Annotated in this window: 16 protein-coding genes; 8 read left to right on the top strand and 8 right to left on the bottom strand. The window is 75.1% G+C overall.

What is annotated here, in order from left to right; all coding sequences use genetic code 11:
* Positions 1-24 precede the first annotated feature (24 nt).
* A complete protein-coding gene (locus tag OG199_RS00705) occupies positions 25-651 on the top strand; it encodes a TetR/AcrR family transcriptional regulator (protein ID WP_405827252.1) in 627 nt (208 codons plus the stop codon).
* 172 nt (positions 652-823) lie between these two features.
* Here OG199_RS00705 and OG199_RS00700 read toward each other — a convergent pair whose 3' ends face one another.
* Positions 824-1,285, bottom strand: a complete 462-nt coding sequence (locus OG199_RS00700) for a DUF2871 domain-containing protein (RefSeq protein WP_266708779.1) — start codon at positions 1,283-1,285, stop codon at positions 824-826.
* Positions 1,286-1,482: 197 nt separating this feature from the next.
* Between OG199_RS00700 and OG199_RS00695 the strand changes: the two genes are divergently transcribed.
* From OG199_RS00695 to OG199_RS00685, 3 genes are read left to right on the top strand one after another with little or no spacing between them, the layout of a single operon-like run.
* Entirely contained in the window at positions 1,483-1,620 is a 138-nt protein-coding gene (locus OG199_RS00695; RefSeq protein WP_168525281.1) for a hypothetical protein, read from the top strand.
* Entirely contained in the window at positions 1,617-1,859 is a 243-nt protein-coding gene (locus tag OG199_RS00690) for a hypothetical protein (RefSeq protein ID WP_356803246.1), read from the top strand. The genes OG199_RS00695 and OG199_RS00690 overlap by 4 nt, the downstream gene beginning before the upstream one ends.
* Positions 1,853-2,386, top strand: a complete 534-nt coding sequence (locus OG199_RS00685) for a hypothetical protein (protein WP_405827249.1) — start codon at positions 1,853-1,855, stop codon at positions 2,384-2,386. The genes OG199_RS00690 and OG199_RS00685 overlap by 7 nt, the downstream gene beginning before the upstream one ends.
* A gap of 75 nt (positions 2,387-2,461) precedes the next feature.
* Here OG199_RS00685 and rfbD read toward each other — a convergent pair whose 3' ends face one another.
* The 7 genes from rfbD to OG199_RS00650 all read right to left on the bottom strand — a co-directional run bounded on the left by rfbD (position 2,462) and on the right by OG199_RS00650 (position 16,077).
* Positions 2,462-3,340: a dTDP-4-dehydrorhamnose reductase gene (rfbD, locus tag OG199_RS00680; RefSeq protein WP_405827247.1), complete on the bottom strand. Its 879-nt coding sequence runs from the start codon at positions 3,338-3,340 to the stop codon at positions 2,462-2,464.
* Between the two features lie 385 nt (positions 3,341-3,725).
* Complete coding sequence (locus OG199_RS00675; protein ID WP_405827245.1) at positions 3,726-5,045, bottom strand: MFS transporter; 1,320 nt, start codon at positions 5,043-5,045, stop codon at positions 3,726-3,728.
* Positions 5,046-5,055: 10 nt separating this feature from the next.
* Positions 5,056-7,200: a hypothetical protein gene (locus OG199_RS00670; protein ID WP_405827243.1), complete on the bottom strand. Its 2,145-nt coding sequence runs from the start codon at positions 7,198-7,200 to the stop codon at positions 5,056-5,058.
* Positions 7,197-8,429 (bottom strand): ATP-dependent carboxylate-amine ligase, encoded by a 1,233-nt coding sequence (locus OG199_RS00665; protein WP_356803255.1) that lies wholly within the window; start codon positions 8,427-8,429, stop codon positions 7,197-7,199. Before OG199_RS00665 ends, OG199_RS00670 begins: the two co-directional genes overlap by 4 nt.
* Positions 8,430-8,495: 66 nt before the next feature.
* Entirely contained in the window at positions 8,496-9,548 is a 1,053-nt protein-coding gene (gene gntD / locus OG199_RS00660; protein ID WP_405827241.1) for a guanitoxin biosynthesis L-enduracididine beta-hydroxylase GntD, read from the bottom strand.
* A gap of 84 nt (positions 9,549-9,632) precedes the next feature.
* Positions 9,633-15,017, bottom strand: a complete 5,385-nt coding sequence (locus OG199_RS00655; RefSeq protein ID WP_405827239.1) for an amino acid adenylation domain-containing protein — start codon at positions 15,015-15,017, stop codon at positions 9,633-9,635.
* A gap of 463 nt (positions 15,018-15,480) precedes the next feature.
* Positions 15,481-16,077: a TetR family transcriptional regulator gene (locus tag OG199_RS00650; protein WP_405827237.1), complete on the bottom strand. Its 597-nt coding sequence runs from the start codon at positions 16,075-16,077 to the stop codon at positions 15,481-15,483.
* A 225-nt stretch (positions 16,078-16,302) separates the two neighbouring features.
* On the opposite strand from OG199_RS00650, the gene OG199_RS00645 reads away from it, so the two are divergent.
* From OG199_RS00645 to OG199_RS00630, 4 genes are all read left to right on the top strand, one after another.
* Positions 16,303-16,914 carry an ATP-binding protein gene (locus tag OG199_RS00645; protein ID WP_401808836.1) on the top strand — a complete coding sequence of 204 codons (612 nt, stop codon included), beginning with the start codon at positions 16,303-16,305 and terminating at the stop codon, positions 16,912-16,914.
* Between the two features lie 884 nt (positions 16,915-17,798).
* Positions 17,799-17,936 carry a hypothetical protein gene (locus OG199_RS00640; RefSeq protein WP_168500444.1) on the top strand — a complete coding sequence of 46 codons (138 nt, stop codon included), beginning with the start codon at positions 17,799-17,801 and terminating at the stop codon, positions 17,934-17,936.
* A 112-nt stretch (positions 17,937-18,048) separates the two neighbouring features.
* On the top strand, positions 18,049-18,894 hold the full coding sequence (locus tag OG199_RS00635) for a JmjC domain-containing protein (protein WP_401808840.1): 846 nt from the start codon (positions 18,049-18,051) through the stop codon (positions 18,892-18,894).
* On the top strand, positions 18,891-19,868 hold the full coding sequence (locus OG199_RS00630) for a JmjC domain-containing protein (RefSeq protein WP_401808843.1): 978 nt from the start codon (positions 18,891-18,893) through the stop codon (positions 19,866-19,868). The genes OG199_RS00635 and OG199_RS00630 overlap by 4 nt, the downstream gene beginning before the upstream one ends.
* Positions 19,869-19,872: the final 4 nt, after the last annotated feature.

Here is a 19,872-nt window from a genome sequence, read left to right as displayed (position 1 = left end):
CGCTGAAAGTGCTAAAGTCGGTCCATGACGCTCCGAGAACGACGCCTGCGCGAGCAGGCCCAGCGCCACCGCCTGATCCTCACCACGGCCCGCGAGATGGCCGAGGCCGAAGGCTGGGACCACGTCACCACGCGGCGTCTCGCGGACCGTATCGAATACAGCCAGCCCGTGCTGTACCAGCACTTCAAGAACAAGGACGCCATCGTCCACGCGGTCGCCCTGGAGGGCTTCGCCGAACTCGCCGCCGCCCTGCGCGCCGCCCGCCTGGGCAAGGCGGAGCCGCGCGGCGCACTGGACGCGGTGGCCCGCGCCTACGTCGACTTCGCCGAACGCGGGCCGGTCCTCTACCAGGCCATGCTCACCCTCGACCCGGGAGGCGACGACGCCCCCGACGACGCCCCCGACGACACTCCGCGGGGCACGTCCGGGGAGACGCCGGCGCCGCTCGCGGACGTCCTCGCCGAGATCGGCCTCGCCGTCGCGCCCCTCGCGGCCGGCCGCGACGGCGCACTGCTGGCCGAGGTCCTGTGGAGCGCCTGGCACGGCCTGGCCGTCCTCACCGGGGGCCGCCGTCTGCGTCCCGGCCTCACCGGCCGGCGGCTGGCCGCGCTGACCGAGGTCCTGCTCGGCCCCGCGGCCCAGCCCGCCTGACGAATCGACGGCGAACCGGCCCACGGGGCCGCACGCGCGCGGCCTCGGACACCCCGTGGCTCCAAGGCTCGGTGCTCCAAGGCGTGGTGGCTCCAGGGCGTGGTGGCTCCAGGGCCGGTGGCCCGGGGGCATGCCGGCCGGTCCGCAGGCGGTGCGGTGGGGGCCCGGTGGTTCAGACCGGGGTCCTGGCCGTCTCGGCCTGCTGCTCCGGCTCGGCGGGTCCGGTCCCGGCGGGCTCGTTCAGGCGCTTGCCGATCAGCACGAACAGCAGGATGAGCCCGACCGTGAGCAGGGTGTGCCCCAGACCCGCGGTGAGCGGTACCGCCTCGGGCACATGGTCGCCGAGCACGGTCTCGGTGCCGTGCACGAACATCATGGCGACGGTGATCGCGATGCCCGCGTTGTAGAACCAGAAGAAGTACGTGAACAGTTTCGTCCCGGACAGCGCGAACTGCTTGTCCAGGGCGAGGACGATGAGGAAGCCCATCATGCCCAGCGCGAGCAGGTGGGTGTGCATGAGCGCCAGCTGGGTTTCACCGTCGAAATCTTTGGCTTTGGTGAACTCCCGGTAATACAGCCCGGAGATCACTCCCAGGATCATGTAGACGTGTGCCGCGTAATACGACTTCCGCATCCCCGTGCCCGCTCCCTGCTGGTCATTGCTGGTCAATTCAGGCCTTCACGGGGGCCATTGAAGCACTCCGGCGTGAACCCTTCGCCCGTTTCCCAAGATCGTTCGAGCCGGCCTCCAGCGGGCCTCGAGGGCCTCTGTGAAGTTCCGGGCCACGCTGGGGCGTCGAGGTTCGTCCCCGCACAACGAGAGGCATCCGCATGAGGCACTCCCGTACGGTCGCGGCCGTCGCCGCGGTCACCGGACTGGTCCTGGCCGCCGCGGGCGCGGCGAGCGCCCAGGTCACGCCCGGACCCGTCACCCCGCCGTCGCCCCGGGACACGGAGGAGGCGGTATGAAGCACCCCCGCAGTGTCACGGGCGTCGCGGCGGCCGTCGCGGCCACCGGACTCGTCCTGGCCGCCGCCGGCGCGGCACCCGCGCAGACACCGGCCGGGCCGGAGCGCATCACCTCACGGGCGCAGCTGGCCCGCAGCATCGCCGGGGCCGTGGCCCGGGAACAGGCCGCCGTGAGCGTGCCGTTGTCCCCGGCGGCCCGGGGCATGAGCGTCGACGTCTCCTCCGTACTGCCGTGCTGACGCGCGACCCCGCGCGCCCGGACGCGGCCGCCGCCGGCCGGGAGCCAGCGCGCCCGGCCGGCGCCGGGGCCGGCACCCCTGCGAGCTGGTGCCCCAGCGGTGCGGCGCACGCGCCGGAGTCGCTGGTCCTGGGCGTGCGCTCCGGCCTCGACGGACAGGTGACGTACCTCGCCGAGGCGGTCCCGGCCGCCGCGGTGCTCGACCAGATCCCCGCGGACATCGAACCGCGCCGGATCCTGCGGTTCGCCTCGCACTGCGTCGCCGACTGCGCCAACCGCCGGGGCGGTGACTGCACCCTGGTGGAGCGGATGGTGGCGGCCTACCCGGTGCCGGCGGGCGGCACCGTGCCGCGCTGCCATCTGCGGGCCGGCTGCCAGTGGTGGGCACAGGCCGGGGTCGACGCCTGCCGGCGCTGCCCGGCACTGGCCACCCGCCACCCCGCGGACGACGAACTGGCCACCCTGGTCGCCGACCCGGACGTCACCCCCGAACAGCTCGCCGCCTGGACCGCCGCCCGCCAGGACTGAACACCCGTCCGCCGCGCCCTCGTTCGCCGCGCCCTGGTTCGCCGGGCCTTGCGCCGCGCCCCCGGCCGGCCCGGCTCAGGAGGGGACGTCGCAGGTGGTGAGGGCGGTGAAGGCGGGCCGGCGCAGTGCCTCGGCGAGCGACGTGCGCCAGTGGGGGAGAGCGGGCAGCCCCGCCGTGGCCCAGCGGGCGTGGCCCAGGACGCTGAACGCGGGCCGGCGCGCCGGGCGGGCGAAGGCCGCCGAGGTGGTCGGGCGCACCCGGTCGGGATCCAGCCCACTGAGTTCGTACGCGGCCCGGGCCAGGCCGTACCAGGTGGTGCGGCCGGCGGCGGTGGCGTGGTAGACGCCCGGCGGGGCGCCGCCGGCCCGGCCGAGCGCGACCAGCAGCCCGGCCAGGTCGTAGGACCAGGTGGGCTGTCCGTGCTGGTCGTCGACGACGTCGACGGTGTCCCTGCGGGCGGCGAGACCGAGGACGGTGGCGACGAAGTTCTGCCCGTGTTCGCCGTACAGCCAGGCGGTGCGCACGATGTAGCCGGTGTCGGGCAGGAGTTCGGTGACCGCCCGTTCGCCCGCCAGTTTGCCGCGGCCGTAGGCGTTGACCGGGCCGGTCGGGGCCGACTCGGGGTAGGGCTCGGTGCCGTCTCCGGGCAGCACATAGTCGCTGGAGACGTGCAGCAGCCGGGCGCCGGTGCGGCGGCAGGCGAGGGCCAGGTGACGTACGCCCGTCCCGTTGACGGCGGTCGCGGCGGCCTCGGCCCTCTCGGCGCCGTCGACGTCCGTCCAGGCGGCGCAGTTGACCACCACGTCGTGGCCGGCGACCGCGGCCCGCACGGCCCGCGGGTCGGTGATGTCGAGGCCGGCCCGGTCGAGCGCGGTGACCTGTCCGCCGGCCAGCCGCGCCCGCACCTCGCGGCCCAGCGCCCCGCCGCTCCCGGTGACCAGCCAGCGCGTCATCGACCGCTCCTCGCGTGGAAGGCCCGGCCACCGGGCCGGGGAGGAAACACACACGTCCCGCGCCCAGGGCGTGCGGCGGCACGGCGCACCGCCCCCGCGTCCGGCGCGCGCCGCCCGCACGGGCCGACCCGCACGTCCCGCATGTTCGGCCCGTCCCGCACGTCCCGCACGTCCCGCACGTTTCGCATGTTCGGCCGCGTTCCCGGGCCCGCGTCGGGCACCGCCGCACGGCCCACACCTTCCCGCACCCGGCCCGCCGGCACACCGGCGGCCACGACTTCCCGCACCGCACACCCGCGACGTCCGGACACGGGCCGTGCGGCGGCCCGCGCGGGCCAGGCGGACCAACGGGCCCGGCGGCCCAACGGGCCAGGAGGCCAACGGGCTAGGCGGACCGGGCGGGTTGGGCGGACTGGGCGGACTGGGGGGACTGGTCGGGCCCGGCGGAGTGCGCCACAACCGGGGCGGCGGTCAGCGAGCGCACCTGGGCGCTGCACAGCGCCGCCGCGGTCGCGCACACCACCAGCGCGGCCCCGCCCAGCAGCGCGCCGCTCGTCCCGGTGTGCGCGGCGATCGGACCCGCGGCCATCTCGCCCACCGGCAGGGCCACGAACGAGCCCAGCGCGTCGTAGGAGTACACGCGCGCCAGCCGGTCGGCGGGAACGTTCTCCTGCAGCGACACGTCCCAGGCCACTCCGAACTGTTCCAGCGCGATGCCGTTGGCGAACATCGCCGCGCCCAGCAGCAGCGCCCCGCCGCCCTGGGCCAGCACCACCAGCGGCAGCGCCTCCACCGCCACCGCCGCCACGCCCACCAGCAGGATCCGCCGGGCCTGGGAGCGGGCGGCGAGGACACCGCCCAGCAGCGCCCCGGCCATCTGCGCGGCCAGCACCGCGCCCCACACACCGCGCCCGAACGTGGCATCGGCGACGGCCGGTCCCAGCACCTGGATGCCGCCCGCGACGACGGCGTTGACCACCATGAACTGCCCCACCACGATCCACACCCAGCGGCGCGCGGTGAACTCCCGCCAGCCCGCCCGCAGTTCCCGCAGCGGATGCGTGCGGCCGGGCGGGGGGCCGGGCGTGTCGGCGGGCGCGGTGCGCACTCCCAGGAAGCACCAGGCCGCCGCGCCGAACGCCGCCGCGCTGCAGGCCAGTCCCCAGCCGGCCCCGCATCCGGCCGCGACCGCGCCGCCCAGCGACACACCGGCGATCATGCCGAGGTTGGTGCCCATCCGCATCAGCGCACCGGCCGGGCGGATCAGGCCGGCCGGCACCGTCTGCGGGGTCAGGGCGGCGGAGGCGGGCAGCGACAGTGCGGCCAGCGCGCCGTTGAGGACGCTGAGCGCGGTCAGCAGGGGAAGCGAGGTGAGACCCAGCAGGACGCTCAGCGCGATCGCCGTCTGCGCTCCGCACGCGGCCAGCGCGGAACCCCGTACGACCAGGGTGCGCCGTATCCGGTCGGCGACGACCCCGCCGGCCAGCAGCAGCGCCACGTTGGCCACCGAGCGTGCCCCGACGACCAGGCCCAGGGCGGTGGTCGAGCCGGAGGCGTCGAGGACGGCGAAGGCCAGGACCACGGGGGCCATCGCGTTGGCGCAGTACACCAGCGCCCGTCCGGCGGCCAGCCGGCGGAACGAGCGGTGGCCGAGCGGACCGCGCAGACGCGGGGCGTGCCCGGGCGCGGCGGTGGCGGGGTTCATGGCGGGCTCCCTACGGACGGGGCAGGACGGTGAAGTGCACCCGGGAGACGCTCATGCCCAGGTCCTGTACGGCGAAGGGGCAGAAGTAGTAGGCCTGCGGGGCGGCTCGGGGGGCCAGGTCGAGGGTGAACTCGGCGTGGGCGCGCTGTCCGGCGACCGCCTCGACGCGGCGCAGCACGGGGCCCACCCGGGCGTCGAGGTAGAGCGGCAGCACGATGCCCAGATTGAGGGTGCCGTCGCGGGGTGCCACCGCCTCCACCACCACGTGCAGGGTGCCGCCCGCGGCGGCCTCGGCGGGTGCCTTCACGTGCAGTTCGACGGCGCCGGTGTGGGCGTTGGCGACGTCGCCGCAGCGCGCGCACACCGTCTGGACGGTGTCGGCGATCGCCGGTACCCGGCCGTGGCGGCGGTAGGAGCGCAGCGGCCGGCCGCAGGCGCACGGGGTGTCGAGCGCGACGGGCGCTGCGGCGGTGCTGCGCTCGCCGAAGTAGGTGGGGAAGGCGAGGGCGGGGTCGTCGTGGTGCTTGGCGAAGCGGTGGGCCAGTGCGAGGTCGAGGGACTTGGTCTCGGCGGCGATCGCGGCCAGTGCCGGGCCGGCGTCCGGTGCGGACCGGGCCACGGTGCGCACCGCGTCGCGCAGCACGGTGTCCGCCAGCGCCCGCAGCCGGGGGCGCAGGGGGTAGTCGGGGCCCAGCAGCCCGCTGTCGAGCAGGCCCGACAGGCGGGCGCCGAGCCGGTGCAGCGGCGGGTACGGGGCAGCCGGGCCTTCCTCCCCGCTCCCGGTCCCGTCCGCGTGCGTGTCCGCGTGCGTGTCCGCGTGCGTGTCCACGGCCCCGTCCCGGGCGCCGCCCGCCGTGTCCGCCGAGACCGCCGGGTCCGGGCCGGAGGGTTCCGCGAACCCGGAAGAGCCGGTGGAGCCGGTGGAGTTGAGGGGGCTGGGGGAATCGGAGGGTCCGAAGGCGTCGGTGCCGGCGGGGGAGTGGGGGTGGGGGTGGGACGGTTCGAGGCCGGAGGACTGCAGGCCGGCCTGGACGAACGCGGGGTAGGGGTTGATGTCGCGCAGTTGCCGGTTCATGGCGAGGGCCGCGCTGCCGGCGGCCGTGGTGGCGGTGAGCCAGGCCAGGTTCTCGGGGCGCTGTCCGTCGCAGGCGGTGAGGGTGGCGACGACGGTCTGCGCGGGCCCGTCGAGCGCGTTGAGGAGGATGAGGTATTTCGGGTCGTACATCGCGTGGCCGGCGAGGGCGCCGCTGAAGCAGTTGGCCAGTACCAGTTCGGCGGCCCGGATGCCGCGGGCGGGGATGAGTTTGTCCTGCGGTTTGGTGCAGCCCAGGCCGTAGGCGCAGCGGGGACCGGGCCCTGCGGGTGCGGCCGCGGCGGGGCTCGCTCCGCACAGGGTGAACTGGCCGAGGTTGAGCTGGTCGTCCTTGCCGTTGCCGTGGAAGAGGACCCGCCGCCACACCCGGCCCAGCGCGATCTGCTGGACGTCGAGGCGGTGGACGTCGCCGGCGCCGAGCCATACGTCGGCCTGCGGTGCGGGGGCGGCGGTGTCGAGTTCGGACAGGACACCCACCGGGGCGTTCGCGGTGACGCGGGCGTACTGCTTGGCCGCCATCCAGCTGAGGCTGTGCACGTCGCGGCCGGTCAGCAGGGACAGGGGGCGCCCGGTGGCGTGGGCGGCGTCGAGGGTGTGCTGCACGGCGTCGGCGCGCAGGTGGGCGTATGTGCCGACCAGCAGCACGGATCCGGTGTCCGGCAGGTCGTGGGGGTCGTCCACCCAGTGGCGGGCCAGCGGGCGGATCAGCGCGTTCAGCGCGGCGGGCAGCGGGCCGCCGGCCACGACGCCGGTGTCGCAGGGTTCGGGGGTGCGCAGGCCGCTGTAGACCTCTTCGGCCAGGGCGATGCCGTCCAGCAGGTCCGTGCGGGGGCCGGTGAACACCGGCAGGGGGCCCCGGCCGCCGGCCACGGCCCGCGTGTAGTCGCCGAGCGAGGTGTACGGGGCGAACAGCGGCGGCCGCCCGGTACCGGGGCCGGTGTCCGCGGTGGCCGAAGTCCTTGTGGCGGCCGGGGTGTTCGCGGGGCTCGTGACGGCGGGGGTGTTCACGGCGGCTGAAGTGCTCATGACGGCCGGGGCGGTGGGGGTGCTCACGGCGTTCACGGGTGGTCCACCTTCAGCTCGAAGTGGTCGAGGACGGCGTGCATGCGCTGTTCGACCTCGTCGGCGGTGGCGCCCTCGACGTGGACGTAGCCGGTGGAGGCGTGGGAGGCGCGGGGCGGGTCGAGGACGTCGCCGGGGGCGGCGTCCAGGTGGGCGCCGATCACGCCGGGCAGCCGCAGCAGTTCCTCCTCGGAGCTGATGTGGACGACGCGGCCGGGCCGGGTGGGCAGGAGCAGGTCGCCGACGGCCCGGTCGCGGGTGTAGACGGGGTGCGGGACCCGGTCGAGGTAGGTGTCGAGGATGACGTGCAGGAAGTCGAAGCCGTAGGCGAGGGAGTGGTTCACGGGGACTTCGCAGCCGCTGAGGCGGGCGGCGACCTCGCTCATGCGGAAGGAGCCGTCGTCGGTGAGGAAGAACTCGCCGTGCAGGTAGCCGAAGGGCAGGTCCAGGCCGTCGGTGAGCCGCTGGGCCAGGGCCCGCGCGTCGACGGGAAGGTGTTCGCCGGGCGCGTAGGTGATGTTGGCGTTGATCGCGCCGTCGAGGACCTCCAGGATCGGGCGGGGGTTCTTCGACAGGTAGGCGTCCACGACCCGGCCGCGGGCGACGACGGCGCACAGCTGGAACTCGCGGCCGCGGACGAACTCTTCGGCCATCCAGTCCAGGCCGGGGTCGAGCGGCGGGATCGCGGCGAGGGCGGCGGGGGAGTCGACGCGGTAGGTGTGCAGGCAGGAGTCGGAGTCGACGGGCTTGAGGACGACCGGCCAGCCGTGGGTGTCGCCGAACGCGGCGACGTCGTCGAGGCTGTGCACGGCGCGGTAGGCGGCGTGCGGGATGCCGAGCTCGGCGTAGCGGTCCTTCATGGTCTTCTTGTTGCGCACCCAGGCGACCTGCCGGGGCGTCAGGTGCGGCAGGTCGACGAGGGCGGCGAAGCGCTGGGCGCGCTCCTGCAGCGCCTCGTTGGGGTTGCAGAAGAACCGCGGCCGGGGCAGGCCCCGGGTGCCCTTCATCCAGCGCAGGTAGCGGGCGGCCTCCTCGTGCAGGGGGGCGGCGGTGCGCAGGGTGAACGTGGGCAGGTGCGCGGTGCGCCGGAGGTAGTCCTCGCTCAGCGGCACGGAGTCGAAGCGCAGCAGGACGACGTCCACGTCGTCGCGGGCCAGGACGCTGTCGGTGAAGGTGGCCCGGCGGCTTTCGACGAGCAGGACGGCGGGACGGGAGGGCGTGCTGGGCATGGCGGTCTCCAGAGGTCGGGCGGGCCGGCGGGGCGGGCGGGGGGCGGGGCCGTGCGGGCGGGGGTGTCAGCCGATGACCCGGGTGGCGCCGTCGAGGCGGCCGGGCCGGGTGCGCCGCAGGTCGCGGACGAGGTTGACGCGTTTGAGCCAGCGGTCGGATCCGTCGAAGCCGGCGCTGAAGGGGCGCCGTCCGTGCACCACGTTGCGGTTGTCGAGGAAGCAGACGGCGCCGGTGGGCACCAGCACGTCGGTGAGGTTGGCGTCCAGGTGCGCCACCAGCCAGGCCAGGGCCCGTTCGGCCTCCCGGTCGCCGGGCAGCGCGGTGAAGAAGTCCCGGTCGATGCGGAGCACCGGCAGGTCGCGGTGGCCCGACAGGACGGCGACCGGCTCGGCCGGGGGAGTGTCGGCGGCGAACTCGTGGGAGGTGTCGGGCAGGGCGGCGAACCGGGGCCGGGCCAGCACCTCGCGCACGTCCGCGGGCACCTGGCGCACGTCGACGTGGGCCACGGTGGTGGGCACCCGGCCCGGGTTGCGGAGCGCGAACAGGCCCACCCAGTCCGCCCGGTGGGGGGAGAAGGCGTCCTCGGTGTGCCAGGCCAGTTCCAGTTCGCTGGAGGCGGAGACGAGGCTGTGTTCGTAGCCCTTGCTGGGCAGAACGTCGGTCACCAGCCGGCCGGCCTGCTGGGTGGCCCAGCCGGTGATGTCGCCGAGCAGCGCCGCGTACAGCACCAGCAGGCAGCCGTGGACCTGGCTCGCCTCGGTGTCGGCCGCGCTCCAGTGGCCGGGGGTGGGCCCCAGGGCCGCCTGGTCGACGAGGTGGCCGCGGACCAGGGTGGCGTGGGTGTTCTCGTCGCGGCGGGCGGAGTTGAGGTGGCGGCGCACCGCGAGCGGCAGTTCGTGGGCGATCACCGGGGCCTCGTCGACGAACCGGGGGTCGTCGGCGGCCTTGAACGTCCGCGCGCAGGACGCGGCCAGGGCGTGCGCCGCGCGGGCCTCGCGGGCGGTCAGGTCGAGCACGTGGTGGCGGGGGTCGCCGGCCGGCTCCGGGGCGGGCAGGGGCCCCGCGGCGGCGGCCGGGCGGGCGGAACTCGTGGGGCGGGCGGGGGCGATGACGGTCATGGCGGGTCCCTTACGGCTACAGGAGAGGGTGCGGGTGCGGGTGCGAATGCCGGTGCGGTGGGCGCCGACGGGCGCGGGGCCGGGTCAGCGGGTGGTCTGCAGGTGGTCCAGGCACAGCTCGTACAGGTCCTCGGCGTGGGTCTCGTGCCAGCCCTCGGGGGCGGGTACGGAGGCCGGCCACAGGGCGTGGCGGTCGCGGGCGTCGGACAGGACGACGAAGGTGCCGTACTCGTCGGCGAAGGGGTCGTCGGCCGGGGGCGGGCCCAGCACGGTCAGCCGGCCGTCGGCGTCGATGCGGGCGGCCCGGCCGGTGCGCCACATGAGGGCGGTCTGCTCGCCGGGGCCGGCCAGCGGGTCGGGCAGGAAACGCTCGCCGGTGGCGGCGGGCCGGCCGGCGTAGCCGTGGGCGACGCCGGCGCCCGCGATGTAGAGGCTTCCGGTGCGGCCGGCCGCGGCGGGCCGCAGCTGCGCGTCCAGGACGTAGGCGCGGTGGCCCGGGGCGGGCCGGGGCCCGGCGGGGGTGTGTTCGATCCGCAGCCGGCCCTCCGGCCAGCCGCCGGGCACGCTCAGGGTGAGGTGCTCGGCGGCGGCGCGGGCCAGGAGCGCCTCGCCCGCGGCGCCCAGCAGCACGCTCGCGCCGCAGCCGCGCAGCCAGTCCAGGACGGCGGCGGGTGCGGCACCCTCCAGGGGGCCGGCGGGCAGATGGACACGGGCGCCGCGGACGAGGGCGGCGAGCAGGCCGAGGGCGGTGTCCGCGTCCGGGTAACCGGCGCTCAGCCAGGCCGCGTCGGCGGCCGGGGCGAGGGTGGCGGCGGCGACGGCCTCGGAGCCGATCTCCACCAGCGGGCCCGCCGCCGCGGCCACGTCCGCCGTAGTGGTGGTGTCCGGCGTGCCGGTGGTGTCCGGTGTGGCGGGGGCCAGGACCACCGGGTGCGCGGGGTGCGCGGGGTGCGGTGGGCGGACGGGCCGGGCGGGGATGGCGGGCAGCAGGTCGGCGGCCGGGTCGCGGACCAGGCGGGCGGCTTCGGGTACGGGCGGCAGAGCGCGGTCGGCGGCCTCGTCGAGGAGCAGTACGGCGGGCCGGGCGGAGGCGGGCAGGGCGCGGGCCGGGTCGAGGGGCAGGCAGGCCGCGCCGGTCTTGGCGATGGCGAGGACGGCGACCGCGAAGCCGGTCGGTGAGGCGATCGCGGTGGCCACCGCGGTGCCGGGGCCGGCCCGGTGGGCGAGCAGGGCGTGGGCGAGCAGGTCGGAACGGGCGTCCAGTTCGGCGTAGTCCATACCTGCCAGGGCCGGTGCGCCGGGGGCCCGGGCGGCCTGCGCGGCGAACAGGGCGGCGACCCCCTCTTCGGGCAGCTCCAGCGCCGGCCCCGCCCACCGCCGCGTACCGCCGGCGAGGGATTCGGGCGCGGTGCGCAGCCTGCTCAGGACGGTGGCGGGAGCGTCCAGAGCGGCCTCGAGCAGCGCGGTCAGCAGGCCGGTCAGATGGGCGGCGGCCGTCTCACCGACGCTCTCGTGATCGAAGGCGGCGCTGACGGTGATGCCGGCCGGCGCACCGGCGGGGGTGTGGCGTTCGGTCAGGGTCAGGCCGAGGTCGGCGTCCTGCGCCGGGAGCTGCGGCGGGGCCGCCTGCACGGTGAGCCCGGCCGCCTCGTACTCGCCGCAGCTCTCCGCCAGGACGCTCAGGGCGATGCCGCCGGGCCGGGCCAGGGCCGCGCCGCCGGAGCGGTAGGCGGCCAGGTCGGCGGTGCGCACCCGCCGCAGCAGGTCGGTGAAGGCCGGGTCGCCGGAGGTGTCCACGGACAGCGCCAGCACCCGCCCGTAGGGTCCCACGGCGCGGCGCAGGGCGGCGCTGTCGCGGGCCGGCACCGGCGCGGCCAGGGTGATGACGTCTCCCGCGCCGAGCCGGGCGAGCAGGGCCGCGAGCGCCGCGTGCACCACCATGAACAGGGTGGTGCCCTGCTCGGCGGCCAGCCGGACCAGCCGCTCGTGCAGGCCCGCGTCCCAGTCGAGGTCGAGCCGGCCGCCGTCCCGGCCGCCGGCCGGGGACGGCCCGCTGCCCGGCAGCACCGTGGGCGAAAGATCACCGGCCGCCGCCCGGGGAGCCGCCTCCGGCACGCCGCCGTCCCGGTGCGGGGCGTCACCGGTGGCCCGCGCCCCGTAGGCCAGGGCGAGTTCGGCGGCCAGCGGGGTGTGCGACCACAGGTCGACCAGGCCGGCGGGCACCGTGAGCTCCAGCAGATGGTCGTCGGCGGCCAGGGTACGCAGCCGGGTGCCCGCCGACCCCAGCCGGCTGTTGCGCAGCGCCTCGTGACGCCGCCCGAGGTCTCCGAGCGCCTCCTCCAGCGCCCGTACGCTCAGCGCACCGCGCAGTCGCAGCGGCAGCACCGCGCAGCCCTCCCCGGCGCAGGCCCGGCCCGGACCGGTGGCAGCGGCCGGCCGGTCACCGGCGAGAGCGGCGAACAGCGCGGGAGTGGGCGCCTCGTACAGGGCACGGCTGCCCGGATCGGCGCCCAGCACCGCCCGCGCCCGGGCCAGCAGCCGGGCCGCGGCCAGCGAGTGCCCGCCGATCCGGAAGAAGTCGGAATCGGCGTGGACGGTGCGCCGCGGCACACCGATCACCTCGGCGAACAGATCACGGACGATCTCCTGCAGCGGGGTGCCGGGCGGCGTGCCGGGCCGGTCGGCGCTGAACGCGGGCACGGGCAGCGCGGCACGGTCCACCTTGCCGTTGGCGTTCAGCGGCAGCGCCGCGAGGGTCATCAGCGCCGACGGGATCATGTAGTCCGGCAACTGCTCCTGCAGATAGGCCCGCAGGACGACCTCGGTGTCGACGGTGCTTCCGAACGCGGTCGGCGTGTTGGCGCAGGCCTCGGCGGGCACCTCGGGGCCCGCGTACACACCGGTCAGGGGACCGGCGGGCACCTGTACGGGGTCGACGAAGACGATGTCCAGGAGCCGGCCCTCCTCGGCCGACCAGGTCGGCAGGGCCCGGTAGCCGGCGCGTTCCCCGGCCGCGCACAGCTCCTCCGGGTCGGGCGCGCTCCCGCCGTCGGACAGAAGGGCCACCGCGCCGGCCGGGCCCGCCGTGCCGTCCCGCAGGGCGCGCATCGCCGTCCACTCGCCGTGCACCCGCCGGTTGGGCACCCCGGCCAGCCGCACGGCGGCGGGCCGCCGCGCACGCAGGTACGCCTCCACACCGGCCGGGGAGGCGGCGTCACGGCCCCACACCACACGGGAGGCGGGGGAGAGGTCCAGGACGGGAGCGGCGGTGGACAGCACCGCCTCGTAGCGGTAACGGGTCAGTTCGTTGTGCGCGCCGCCGCGCTTGACCCGCACGTCCACCGCGCGCACGGCGGGCAGTTCACGCGCCCAGGCGGCGAACAGGTCCGGAGACAGCAGCAGTTCGGTCTCCAGCGCCCCCCGCTGCTCGACCGCGCGCCACACGTCCGCGCCGTCGCCCGGCTCCGGCTGCCCGGCGCGGGCGGCGAGTTCGACCCCGGTCTGCAGGCAGGACGCCAGGTCGAGGTTGCGCACATCACCCAGGAGGACCGAGCCGCCGGGCGCGAGCAGCGGCAGCACACCCTCGACGACGGAACGCAGATAGGCGAGATGGGGAAAGTACTGGACCACCGAGTTGACGACGACGGTGTCGAAGTGCCCGGCCGGCAGGCCGTCCAGGTCGTCGGCGCCCCGGCAGCTCAGCCGCACCTTGCCGCGCAGCCGCTCGTCCGCCCCGGTCTGCGCGCGCAGCGCCTCGATGACGGAGGCGGAGAAGTCGGTCGCCCAGTACTCCTCGCACTCCGGCGCGCCGGCCAGCTGCGCCATGAGCAGACCGGTGCCGACACCGATCTCCAGGATGCGCCGCCCGCCGAGCTCACGGATGCGCTCCACCGTCGCCGCCCGCCACTGCCGCATCTGCTCCAGCGGGATGGGCCGGGCGTCGTAACTGCTGTTCCAGCCCGCGAAGTTCTCCCCGTACGCGGCCCCGGCGGCGTCGTCGTAGAGCGTCTCGTAGATCTCCTTCCACTCGGTGAGCTGCTCGCTCTCCCGCGCCGCGGCCCGGTGCGCGGCCGGCACCACGTGCGCCACCAGACGCCGCTCCCCGCCCGCGCCGTTGCCGTCGTTGCCGTCGTTGTGGTCGTTGTTGTCAGCGGTGGTGTGCACCGACACGACCGCCTCGGACACCGCCGGATGCGCGGTCAGCACGGACTCGATCTCGCCGAGCTCGATGCGGAAGCCGCGCAGCTTGATCTGGTTGTCGACCCGGCCGGTGAACTCCATCGCCCCGTCCTCGCGCAGCCGCACCAGGTCGCCCGTGCGGTACAGCCGGCCCCCGCCGGGGGTGAAGCGGTCCTCGACGAACCGCTGCGCGGTCAGCTCGGGCCGGTCCAGGTAGCCGGTGGCCAGTCCCGGCCCGCCCAGCAGGAGTTCACCGCTGCCGCCCGGCGCGGCCGGCCGGCCGTCCGCGGCCACCACGACGGCGACGGTGGCACCCAGCGGCCGTCCGATCGGCACGGTCCGCGCGTCCTTCGCGACCGCGGTCACCTCGTGCCAGGTGGCGAACGTGGTGGTCTCGGTGGGCCCGTACACGTGCAGCAGCCGCTCGGGCCCGCCCGCCGCCAGGACCTGCCGTACCCGGCGCGGGTCGCAGGCCTCGCCGCCGAACAGGACGGTGCGCAGCGGGGCGAAGGCGTCGGGCCGCTCGCGGGCGATCTGGTGGAACAGCGCGGTGGTCAGGAAGACGGTGCTCACGCCGTGCTCGCGGACCGCGGCGGCGAAGCGGGCCGGATCGATGACGGTGTCCTTGGCCAGCCCGACCAGACGGGCACCGGCGGCGAGAGCGGACCAGATCTCGAAGGTGACCGCGTCGAAGGCGGGGTTGGCGGCCTGGGCGACCACGTCGTCCGGTGTCAGACGCACGTAGTCGGTGGAGGCGACGAGGTCCAGGACGGCGCGGTGCGGGACGACGACGCCCTTGGGGGTGCCGGTGGTCCCGGAGGTGTAGCAGACGTAGGCCGCGTCCTCGGGCCCCGGCCGCACGGCCGGCAGGCTCCCGGGCCGGGCCGCGATCAGGGCGGCGTCCGCGTCCAGGTCGACGGCCACCGCGTCCAGTCCCGCGTACTCCCCGGCCCCGGCCCCCTCGGTCAGCACGGCGCGGGCCGCGCTGTCCCGCACGATCAGCCGGCGGCGCAGGCCCGGATGGGCCGGGTCCACCGGCACGTACGCCGCACCGGCCCGCACCACGGCCAGGAAGGCGGTCACCAGACCCGGGCCCGGCCCGAGCGCGGTCACCACCCGGTCCCCGGGACCGACCCCCAGCGCCCGCAGATGGGCGGCGAGACGGTTGGCGGCCCCGCTCAGCTCCCGGTAGGTCAGCGAGACGTCGCGGCCGCCGGCCGAGGGGTAGGTGACGGCGGTCGCCTCGGGCCGCGTACGGACGTGCTGCTCGATCAGGCCGGAGAGTGACATACGGGCTCGCTCCTTCGACAGCGGCTCGGAAGGACGGACGACTCCGCCTTGGCAAAACCTTGCCAAGATGTTGGCAACAGGATCTTGAGAGTGCGTCTCGCACCGCTGGAGCACCGCTGGAGCCGCGGGCGACGGCCGACGGGCGCTTGGGCGGGGGCGGTTGGCGGGCCCGGCGGCAAGGGCCCCTGTGCCCGGCCGGACCAGGACCGTCATCTGGACCGGCCTTGATCCGGACCGCTCGGCCGGGCCGGTGCTCATGGGCCGGCACGGTGCTCAGTGACAGGTGGCGCAGTGCCTCAGGCGTCCGGGCGGCGACATGCCTCCCCCGCCCCCCGTCGGCCGATGTGTACTGCCCGCGCGGCACGCGCCGGTGACCGGGCGCCGCCGCCCACGGCACTGCCCGCGTGCGTCCCGTCCCGGGCCGCGAGGCGGAGCGGGGCGGCGGACCCTCTCCGGTGACCGCCTAGACGTCCCGCCAGCCGGCTTCGAGGCGGTCGAGGAGGGTGTGGAAGGCCGCGCCGGCCCGGTCCCAGTCGCCGTCGGTCAGGGGTGCGAGGAGCAGGCCGAAGGAGGCGTCGACCAGGAGGGAGGCCTCCGTCCCGGCCCGGGCCTCGGCCATGCCCAGGTCGCGGAAGACGGAGGTGAGCAGGCCGGTCCACCCGCTCAGCACGTCGCGCATGACGGGCCCGTACCGCTCGGGGTGGAGCAGGCCGGCGGCCATGACCTCGAGATAGAGGGGGAGTGTGGCGCGCAGGTCGGGGTTGCTGAACTGCTGCCAGGTCTCCTCCATGAAGCGGCGCACCCCCGCCGCGTCCCGGGGGGAGCCGGCGGGGTCGAGCAGGCTCCGGGCGCGCAGGAGCGGTCGCCTCTCGTACACGGTGAGCGCCTCGGCGATCATGCGTTCCTTGGTCCCGAAGTAGTACAGGAGCATGCGGTCGCTGGTCCCCAGGGCCCGGGCGAGCGGGCGCAGGGACAGGTCGGCCACACCGTTGTCGATCATGTATTTGCGGACCTGCTCCAGGAGGTCGCGTCGTTTGGCCGGGTCGGGCGGCCGTGACATGAAGGGCTCCTACCTGCAGTGATGCGGGGCCGAACGAACCCAGCATGTCCGATTCATTAATCTTCGTCCAGGTATTTACCGTAGCACTCGCTACATGTATATTTATTGGCGTAGCGACCGCTACGTGAATGTGAATGTGGGACCTGGCGCAGGCCGCCCCGGACGTCGGACCTCCGCCGTTCCCGACGGTCATCGTCGCCGGCAGTACGGAAGGGACTGATTCCCATGGCCGCCTGGGCCATCGACCTCGCCTCGATCTCACGACGGGGGTGCCTCGCCTGGTTCTCCCGCGGTCGGACGGAGGGGCCCGGGCGGAAGGCTGCCGCGGACCACGCTCAGGACGAGGACCGGTCCGAGAAGGGCGCACCCACCTCCTCGTGGATCACCCGGAGCCAGGCCCTGTGGTCGCGCTCCCTGGAGCCCCTGCGGCCGCTCGACGCGCCGCGCGCCCGGGCCACTGCCTGGGACGCCTCCTGGCCCCTGCCGAGGGAGCTGACCTCGGTCCGCCGGGCCCGGCGCCTGGCGACCGCCCAGCTGAGCGAATGGGATCTGGAGGACCTGGCCGACACCGCGGAACTCCTGGTCAGCGAGCTGGTCACCAACGCCCTGCGGCACACGCGCGGCCCGCTGCGGCTCAACCTGTACGCACGCGGCTCCCACCTGCGGTGCGAAGTGGAGGACACCGACCCCACCGGCCCCGTACGCCGCTTCGTCGACGCCGACGCGGAGGGCGGACGCGGTACCGAACTGCTCGATCTGCTCACCGAGAGCTGGGGCAGCACCCGTACGGCCACCGGCAAGACCATGTGGTTCGAGATGCCCACGCAGACGCTCTGACCCAGGGGGCACCGCGCGTCGCCGCACGCCTCCGGGCCGCCGCCGGGGAACGGACCCGGGCAACGCAAGGAGGCGCGTGACCGTGCCCACCGCACACCGGCAGCGGCCGCATCGTGTCGGCCGCACCGGGTGCTTTCCGTCATCGCCCCCGGTCCGGGCCCCGTCTCGAGCCGTTCTCGTGCAATTCTGCGGCAGCCCCCGGCACGGTGCGTCCACACGGCCATGACGCCGCAAGCCGCGCGATCCCCGACCCCGCTCCCGAACCTCCGCCCGTCAACTCGGCGTCCACCAGCCTCCGTTCGCCCACGGACCGGCCCTGGATCCCCGATCCGCGGCCCCTGACTCCCCGCGCGCCCCCGCCCCTCAACTCGACGTCCACCAACCTCCGTTCGCCCACGGACCGGCCCGCGATCCCCCGATCCGCGGCCCCGCTCCCGCGAACCCCCACCCGTGAACTCGGTTTCCACCAGCCTCTGTTCGCCGACGGACCGGTCCGTGACCCGCGGCCTCGCCCATGCGAACCCTCGCCCCGCAACTCCGTGTCCACCGGCCTCCGTTCGCTCACCGCCCCGCCCGCGATCCCCGACCCGCAGACCCCCCTCCCTGCGTGCCCCCTCCCCTCAACCCACCGCTCACCGGCCCCTGTTCGTCACTGCTCCGCCCGGGATCCCCGATCCGCAGTCCCGCCCCCGCGAACCCCCTCCCCTCAACTCGCCGCTCACCGGCCCCCGTTCGCCAACGCCCCGCCCCCGCCCCGCCCGCCCCGGCGGGGCTCGACCGTCGCACCCGAGCGCGGTCAAGGACCGCGCGAGGCCCCGCTGGCATGCTCCAGGGCAGCTCACCGCACCACCGCGGTGAGAACCCCGCCGCCTGTGGAGGCTGACATGGGTATCCGCGACACGAAGAACGCGATCGACAACTCCGAGAACCCGGAGGAGCTGGCGCAGACGAACATCAGCGCCGAGGAGGAGGACGCCTTCGACTCCCCGAAGACGATCATGAACCAGATCTCCAACGCCTGACACGCCAGACGGCTCTGCCCGGCCGGAACGCCCGCACTCAGCCGAGCGCTCCGGCCGGCGCCCGGACACCGAAGACACCAGAGCCCTGGGGGTCGGGTTGAACACGTCGCTCGTGGACACTCTGCGCGGCGAGGGAATCTTCGCCGACGCATGGAACAAGGAATTCAGGATCCTCCGCGGCGCGGTCGATCCCGCCGACCACCTCTCCTCCGCCTTCATCGAACAGAAGCTGGACGCCAGCCTGCTGCGCTGGCCCTACTTCTCGGTGCTGCGCCACGGAGCCGTACCGCCGGAAAGCGCCTACACCCGCTCCCGGGACGTCATCGGGCACCAGCGACCCGGCTTCCCCGACGCCGCGGCCGTCCGCCGGCTGATGTCGGCCGGCGGCACCCTCAAGCTCAACCAGCTCTCCGACTGGCACCGCCCCACCCGCACCGTCGTCGAACAGCTCCAGGCCGCCGCCCCGGTCGCGGTGGCCTCCTACGTCTTCTGGACCCCGCCCGAGAGCCGCGGCATGCTCCCGCACCGCGACGCCTCCCACGTCGTGGCCCTCCAGCTCGAAGGCCGCAAGGAATGGCAGCTGTACGCCGGCTCGCAGCAGGTCCGTGCCGACGCGGGCCTCGACGTCGACGCCGCCCACCCCACCCACACCTTCGTCCTGGAACCCGGTGACGTGCTCTACCTGCCGCACGGCTGGCCCCACGACGCCATCGCCCGCGACGGCGACTCCCTCCACCTCACCTTCACCCTCACCGAACCCACCCCCGACGACCTCCTCGAAGCACTCGGCCGCCACCTCCTGGACGCGGACTCCGACCTGGCCCACCGCTTCCACACCACCACCCTCGAACAGCGCACCGAGCAGGTCCGCACCGCCCTGCTCGCGCACACCCGCCACCTCGACGACGACACCTGGGCCCACGCCGCCCTCACCGCCATGCGGGAGGTGACAGGATGACCACCACCCAGAAGAGCCAGCACACCCCCGACGCCACCAGCACCCCCAACACCCGGGCCGCACAGACCACTTCGTCCGCACCGGACGCCCCGGCCACCCGGATCACCCTCAAGGACCTGGTCGGCGACACCGACGCGTTCTTCCGCGACCACTGGGCCACCCAGCCCGCCGTCTTCCGCGCCTCGGCCGACCTGACCGGCCTGATCACCGAGCAGGAGATGTGGGAGGAGGTGGACTGCGGGCTGCTGATCCGCCCCTACTTCACCGCCTTCGACGAAGGCGTGCGCACCGCCGTCTCCGAGATGACACGCTCACGCACCATCGTCGGCCACCACGTCCCCGGCTACATCAACCCCGCCCAGATCAAGGCGGACTTCGCCGCCGGCGGCACCTTCAAGTTCAGCCAGCCCGAACACTGGCACCCCCGCCTGCGCGCCCTCGTCCAGGCACTGGCACCCGAATTCCGCGCCGAACTCGAGTCGTTCGTCTTCCTCAGCCCACCCGGCAAGACCGCCATCGCCGCCCACATGGACGGCTCCCACGTCCTCGTCCTGCAGATCGCCGGCGTCAAGGACTGGGTGGTGGGCCGGCTCGACGAGACCTCGACCAGCGACTCCGACCGCTACACCGGCGGCGTCATCCCGTACGACCGGCGCATGGAGGTCACCCTGCGCCCCGGCGACGTGCTCTACATGCCGCACGGCACCCCGCACTCCGCCACCGCCCGCATCGGCACCTCCCTCCACATCGCCGTCACCATCGAGGAACCCACCCCCCAGGACCTCGCCAACGTCCTCCTCGCCGAACTCCTCGGCCTGCCCGAGTTCGAGGCCCTCACCCGGCACCACCACGAACTGTCCCTGGCCGAACGCCTCACCCGGCTGCGCGCCCTGCTCACCCGCACCCTCGACGCGGCGGACGGGACCCAGGTGCTCAAACAGGCCGTACGCCTCAAGGCCGGGCACCTCGGATGAGACC

This window comes from Streptomyces sp. NBC_01176 (assembly GCF_045039825.1).
Lineage (GTDB): Bacteria > Actinomycetota > Actinomycetes > Streptomycetales > Streptomycetaceae > Streptomyces.
Note: the sequence above shows the minus strand (reverse complement) of the source record. Positions and strands in the feature narration are given on the sequence as shown.